We start from the raw sequence: 5,276 nt of genomic DNA, 5'->3' as shown, positions 1-5,276 counted from the left end.
CGTGGTCGGGCTCTTTACCTGGCTGGAGTTGGGGGCGGCTGGCGTCTGCATGACGCTTGTGTGATCTTTCCGCCGTGATCGAAGGACCGTGCTGGTCGCCCGGGCAGCCGCGTGACGACTTCGATCACGGCCCAGGCCAACTGCGGACGCACGGGCGGCGAACGGTGCCGTGATCGAAGTCGCGCACCGGCCGCCCGGGCGACCGGCACACGACTTCGATCACCAGGCCACCGAACCGCGCCAGCCGCGGACGCGCGAGTGGCCAACGGGGACGTGATCGAAGTGGCGTGCCGGCCGGCCGCACGACCAGCTGCGGAGCGGCGCGTGGGTCGCGCGGGTCATTCGAAGCGGGACAGGAGTTTGCGGGTGATCGTGTCCAGGTGGTGGCGTTCGTCCGGGGTCAGGTCGGACAGGAGGGCGGACTCGTTGGCGACGTGGAGCGTGGTCACCTCGTCGGTCAGGGTGGCGCCGGTCTCGGTGAGGGCGATCAGCATGCTGCGCCGGTCCGAGCGGTTGGCGCGGCGTTCGACCAGGCCGGCCGCTTCGAGGCGGTCCAGGCGGTTCGTCATGCCGGCGCGGGACAGCATCAGCACGTCGGAGAGGGCCGACGGGGTCAGGACGAACGGGGCGCCGGAGCGGCGGAGGGCGGCGAGGACGTCGTACTCGCCGCGTTGCAGGTCGAAGCGGGTGAACGTCTCGTCGACCGCCCTGCCCAGGTGCGCGAACAACCGGCCCAGGCGGCCGAACGTCGCCATCGCGGCCAGGTCGAGCTCGGGGCGCTCGCGGCGCCACTGCTCGATGATCCGGTCCACGTCGTCGGGCGTCGCCATGCCGACATTCTATGGACCGGCATATAGTTCGACGCCGTATTATTCGATGTATGACTACTCTGATAGCAATCAGTGCCGAGATCGTGATCGGGCGGGAGGCGCAGGAGGTGTGGGAGGTCGTCGCCGACTACGGCAACGACGTGCTGTGGCGGCAGGGGGTCACCTCGATGGTGGCGACGCCCGCCGGAGTGGTCCGGGAGGGCACGACCACTGACGAGCACATGACGGTGGCCGGTGGGAGGTACCACAACCTCGGCGTCGTCACGGCGGTCGGTCCGGGGCTGCGGTTCGCCTGGCGCACCACCAGCGGCGCGGACGCCGACGGCTCCCGCGCGGTCACCGCGACCGCCGCCGGCACCAGCCGGGTGCGCCTGGAGCTCAACGTCCGCCTGCACGGCGCGCAGCGTCTCGCGGCACCGCTGTTCCGTGCGACGCTGCGGCGCAACCTCACCGCGGACGCCGAGCGCCTGCGAAACCGGCTGCAGGCGCCCACCGAACCGGCGAAGGCGCCCGCGAAACCGGCGAAAGCGCCCGCCGAACCGGCGAAAGCGCCCGCGAAGCCGGCTACACCTCGTCGATGAGGTGCGCCACCGACGGGATGATGCGGGACGGGCGGTACGGGTACCGCTCCACATCCGCCACCGTCGAGATACCACTGAGGACCAGGATCGTCTCCAGGCCCGCCTCGAGGCCGCAGAGGACGTCGGTGTCCATCCGGTCGCCGATCATCGCCGTGGTCTCCGAGTGCGCGTCGATGCTGTTGAGCGCGGAGCGCATCATCATCGGGTTGGGTTTGCCGATGAAGTACGGCTCGATCCCGGTCGCCTTCGAGATCAGGGCGGCGACGGCCCCGCAGGCCGGCAGGGCACCCTCGTTGGAGGGGCCGGTGGCGTCGGGGTTGGTGCAGATGAAGCGGGCACCGTCGTTGATGAGGCGGATCGCCTGCGTTATCGCCTCGAAGCTGTAGGTGCGGGTCTCGCCCAGCACCACGTAGTCCGGTTCGGTGTCGGTGAGGATGTAGCCGACCTCGTGCATCGCGGTGGTCAGGCCGGCCTCGCCGATGACGTACGCGGTGCCGCCCGGGCGCTGGGTGTCCAGGAACTGGGCGGTGGCCAGGGCCGAGGTCCAGATCGCGGACTCGGGCACGTCGAAGCCGATGCGCCGCAGGCGGGCCTGCAGGTCGCGGGCGGTGTAGATGGAGTTGTTGGTCAGGATCAGGAACGGCTTGCCGGACGAGCGCAGCCGGTTGACGAACTCCGGTGCGCCGGGCACGGGCTCGCCCTCGTGCACGAGGACCCCGTCCATGTCGGTGAGCCAGGACTCGATGGGCTTGCGTTCTCTCACGCGTACATGCTCCCTCAGAAACGTTTCGTGCCTATACGCGTTTTGGTGACACGCAGCAGTCGGCTGGACAGAAATCCCAGGTGGGGACGGTTCCGAGCGCGTGACGAACGTTACTGTGAGCAAGCACGCGCTCGTCGACGAGCTGTCGGATCATGGTCACGAAGCGGGGGTCGGTGCCCGGCGTGGCGGCGCGGGCGAAGGCGAGACCGAGCTTCGCGGCGGTGTCCCGGGCCTCGTTGTCGAGGTCCCAGATCACCTCCAGGTGGTCGGAGATGAAGCCGATCGGGCTGACCACGACCTCCTTCAGCCCCGCCGCGGACAGCGACGCCAGGTGGTCGTTGACGTCCGGTTCGAGCCACGGCACCTGCGGCGGGCCGGAGCGGCTCTGCCAGACCAGGTCCCACTCGAGCTCGGGGGCGGCCGCGGCGGCGACGAGGCCGGCCGTCTCCAGCAGCTGCGCGCGGTACCGGCCGACCCCGCCCGGGCCCGACGCGTCGTTCATGGCGGTCGGGATCGAGTGGGCGGTGAAGACGAGCCGGGCGCTCAGCCGGGACGGCAGGGATTCGAGCGCTGCCCGTACCGCCGCCGCATGCGACTCCACATAGAGCGGATGGTCGTGGAAATGCCGGATCTTGTCGATCCGCGGGGCGTCGGGCCCGACGGCGTCCCGGGCGCGGGCGATGTCGTCCTGATACTGCCGGCAGGACGAGTTCGAGCCGAACGGGCTGGTCACGAACGCCAGGGCGTGCTCGACGCCGTCGTCGCGCATCTGCCGGACGGCACCTTCGAGCATGGGGTGCCAGTTGCGGTTGCCCCAGTAGATCGGAAGGTCCAGGACCTGCCGGAGCTCCTCGATCAGGGCCCGGTTCTGGGCGTTGATCGGGGACACGCCGCCGAAGTGCCGGTAGTGCCCGGCGACCGCCTCCAACCGCTCGCGCGGGATGCCACGGCCCCGCGTCACGTTTTCCAGGAAGGGCAGGACGTCGTCCTGCCCTTCCGGACCGCCGAACGAGACGAGCAGGAACGCGTCATATGCCACGCGTCCATTGTTGCAACAAGGTCAGGACGAACCGACCGCGTGGTACCCGCCGTCGACGTGCACGATCTCGCCGGTCGTGGCCGGGAACCAGTCCGACAGCAGCGCGCAGCAGGCCTTCGCGGCCGCGACCTGGTCGTTGAGGTCCCAGCCGAGCGGCGCGGTCTTGGCCCAGGACTCCTCGAACACCGCGAAGCCGGGGATCGACTTGGCGGCCATGGTACGAAGTGGGCCCGCCGCCACGAGATTCACCCGGATGCCACGGGGCCCGAGGTCACGCGCGAGGTACCGGGACGTCGACTCGAGGCCGGCCTTGGCCACGCCCATCCAGTCGTAGACGGGCCACGCCTTCGTCGCGTCGAAGTCGAGCCCGACGACCGAGCCGCCGGTGCCCATCAGCGGCAGGCACGCCACCGCCAGGGACTTGAACGAGAACGTCGACACGTGGATCGCGGTCGCCACGTCCTCCCACGGGGCCTCCAGGAACCCGCCGCCCAGGCAGCTGGCCGGGGCGAAGCCGATCGAGTGCAGGACGCCGTCGAGGCCGTCGACGTGCTCCCGCACCTTGCCTTCCAGGCCCGCGAGGTGCTCGGGGTTGGTGACGTCGAGCTCGATGACCGGCGCCTCCTTCGGCAGCCGCTTCGCGATCCGCTCGACCAGCGAGAGCCGGCCGAACCCGGTCAGCACGACGGTCGCGCCCTGCTCCTGGGCGAGCTTGGCGACGGAGAAGGCGATCGACTGGTCGGTGATGATCCCGGTGATCAGCAGCCGCTTGCCTTCGAGCAGTCCGCTCATGGTTCTCCTCTTGTCCTTGCGTCAGTGGCGGGTTGCGTCAGCGGCGGGTTACGTCGGTCGCCGGTTGCGTCGGTGGCCGGTTACGTCGGTCGCCGGTTGCGTCGATGGCCGGTTACGTCGGCGGCGGCTACGTCGGCGGCGGGTTGCGTCAGTGGCCCATGCCGAGGCCGCCGTCGACGGGGATGACGGCGCCGCTGATGTACCCGGCCGAGTCGCTGGCGAGCCACGTCACGGCGCCGGCGACCTCCTCGGGCTTCGCCATCCGGCCGAGCGGGATGGCCTTCTTGTACTCGGCCTGCGTCGCCTCCGGCAGCACCGCCGTCATGTCCGTCTCGATGAACCCGGGCGCCACCACGTTGGCGGTGATGTTGCGGCTGCCGAGCTCACGGGTGATCGACCGGGCCATGCCGACCAGACCGGCCTTGCTCGCGGCGTAGTTGACCTGGCCGGGCCCGCCGTACAGGCCGACGACCGACGAGATGAAGATGATCCGCCCCCACTTGGCCCGCAGCATCTTGCTCGAGGCCCGCTTCGCCACCCGGAACGAACCGGTGAGGTTCGTGTCGATCACCCGGGTGAACTGGTCCTCGCTCATCCGCAGCAGCAGCGTGTCGTCGGTGATGCCGGCGTTGGCGACGAGCACCTCGACGGGCCCGAGCTCGGCCTCCACCGTCGTGAACGCGGCGTCGACCGCGGCGCTGTCGGTGATGTCACACTGCACGCCGAACAGCCCGTCGGGGGCGCCGGAGCCTCGATGGGTCACGGCGACCCGGTCCCCCTGCGCCGCGAAGGCCTGGGCGATAGCCAGCCCGATCCCTCGGTTACCGCCGGTGACCAGCACGGTCCTCGCCACGTTGCCGCCTTCCTGCCGCTGTGATGCACTGCGATTAGCTGTACGGAGATTAGGTGTTACTGACGGGTACCCGCCAACTCGCCGGTCGGCTGATGTGGCCGCTGAGGCGTGGCGCTACCATGAGCGCGTCTGCACGTGCTTTTTGCTGACCGCCCGGTGCGGCTGCTGCTCTCTGGAGGTGATCGCTGTGCGAAGTAGCGATCCTTCCAGTCGTGACCGGGTGTAGTCCTTTCCCCTGTCACGGCTCCGCGTGTCTGTTCTCTGTTCTTCTCGAGACACACCGTTGGGAGCACGTCATGAGCCGCTTCATCGCGCCCGTTGGATTCTTCCTGGCCGCCATGTGGGTCGCTGCGCTCTTCTACATGGTAGGGGCGCACTGAGCTGTAATGCTGCCACAGCGGAGCTGCGGCGGCGGGGG

At 69.6% G+C, this 5,276-nt stretch carries 6 protein-coding genes; 1 reads left to right on the top strand and 5 read right to left on the bottom strand.

Annotation, left to right across the window (positions count from 1 at the left end):
* Positions 1-338: 338 nt before the first annotated feature.
* On the bottom strand, positions 339-830 hold the full coding sequence (locus Dsi01nite_RS37625; RefSeq protein WP_203851151.1) for a MarR family winged helix-turn-helix transcriptional regulator: 492 nt from the start codon (positions 828-830) through the stop codon (positions 339-341).
* 50 nt (positions 831-880) lie between these two features.
* On the opposite strand from Dsi01nite_RS37625, the gene Dsi01nite_RS37620 reads away from it, so the two are divergent.
* Entirely contained in the window at positions 881-1,411 is a 531-nt protein-coding gene (locus tag Dsi01nite_RS37620; protein WP_203851150.1) for an SRPBCC family protein, read from the top strand.
* Here Dsi01nite_RS37620 and Dsi01nite_RS37615 read toward each other — a convergent pair.
* The 4 genes from Dsi01nite_RS37615 to Dsi01nite_RS37600 form a co-directional block, all read right to left on the bottom strand.
* Complete coding sequence (locus tag Dsi01nite_RS37615) at positions 1,395-2,174, bottom strand: HAD-IIA family hydrolase (protein ID WP_203851149.1); 780 nt, start codon at positions 2,172-2,174, stop codon at positions 1,395-1,397. The genes Dsi01nite_RS37620 and Dsi01nite_RS37615 overlap by 17 nt on opposite strands.
* A gap of 31 nt (positions 2,175-2,205) precedes the next feature.
* Positions 2,206-3,213, bottom strand: coding sequence for a ferrochelatase (locus Dsi01nite_RS37610; protein ID WP_203851148.1), 1,008 nt, complete (start codon positions 3,211-3,213; stop codon positions 2,206-2,208).
* Between the two features lie 21 nt (positions 3,214-3,234).
* Complete coding sequence (gene fabI / locus Dsi01nite_RS37605) at positions 3,235-4,005, bottom strand: enoyl-ACP reductase FabI (protein WP_203851147.1); 771 nt, start codon at positions 4,003-4,005, stop codon at positions 3,235-3,237.
* A 148-nt stretch (positions 4,006-4,153) separates the two neighbouring features.
* On the bottom strand, positions 4,154-4,858 hold the full coding sequence (locus Dsi01nite_RS37600) for a beta-ketoacyl-ACP reductase (RefSeq protein WP_203851146.1): 705 nt from the start codon (positions 4,856-4,858) through the stop codon (positions 4,154-4,156).
* Between the last annotated feature and the right edge of the window lie 418 nt (positions 4,859-5,276).

Source organism: Dactylosporangium siamense (assembly GCF_016862795.1).
Taxonomy (GTDB): domain Bacteria; phylum Actinomycetota; class Actinomycetes; order Mycobacteriales; family Micromonosporaceae; genus Dactylosporangium; species Dactylosporangium siamense.
This window is presented reverse-complemented; position numbering and strand designations above follow the sequence as displayed.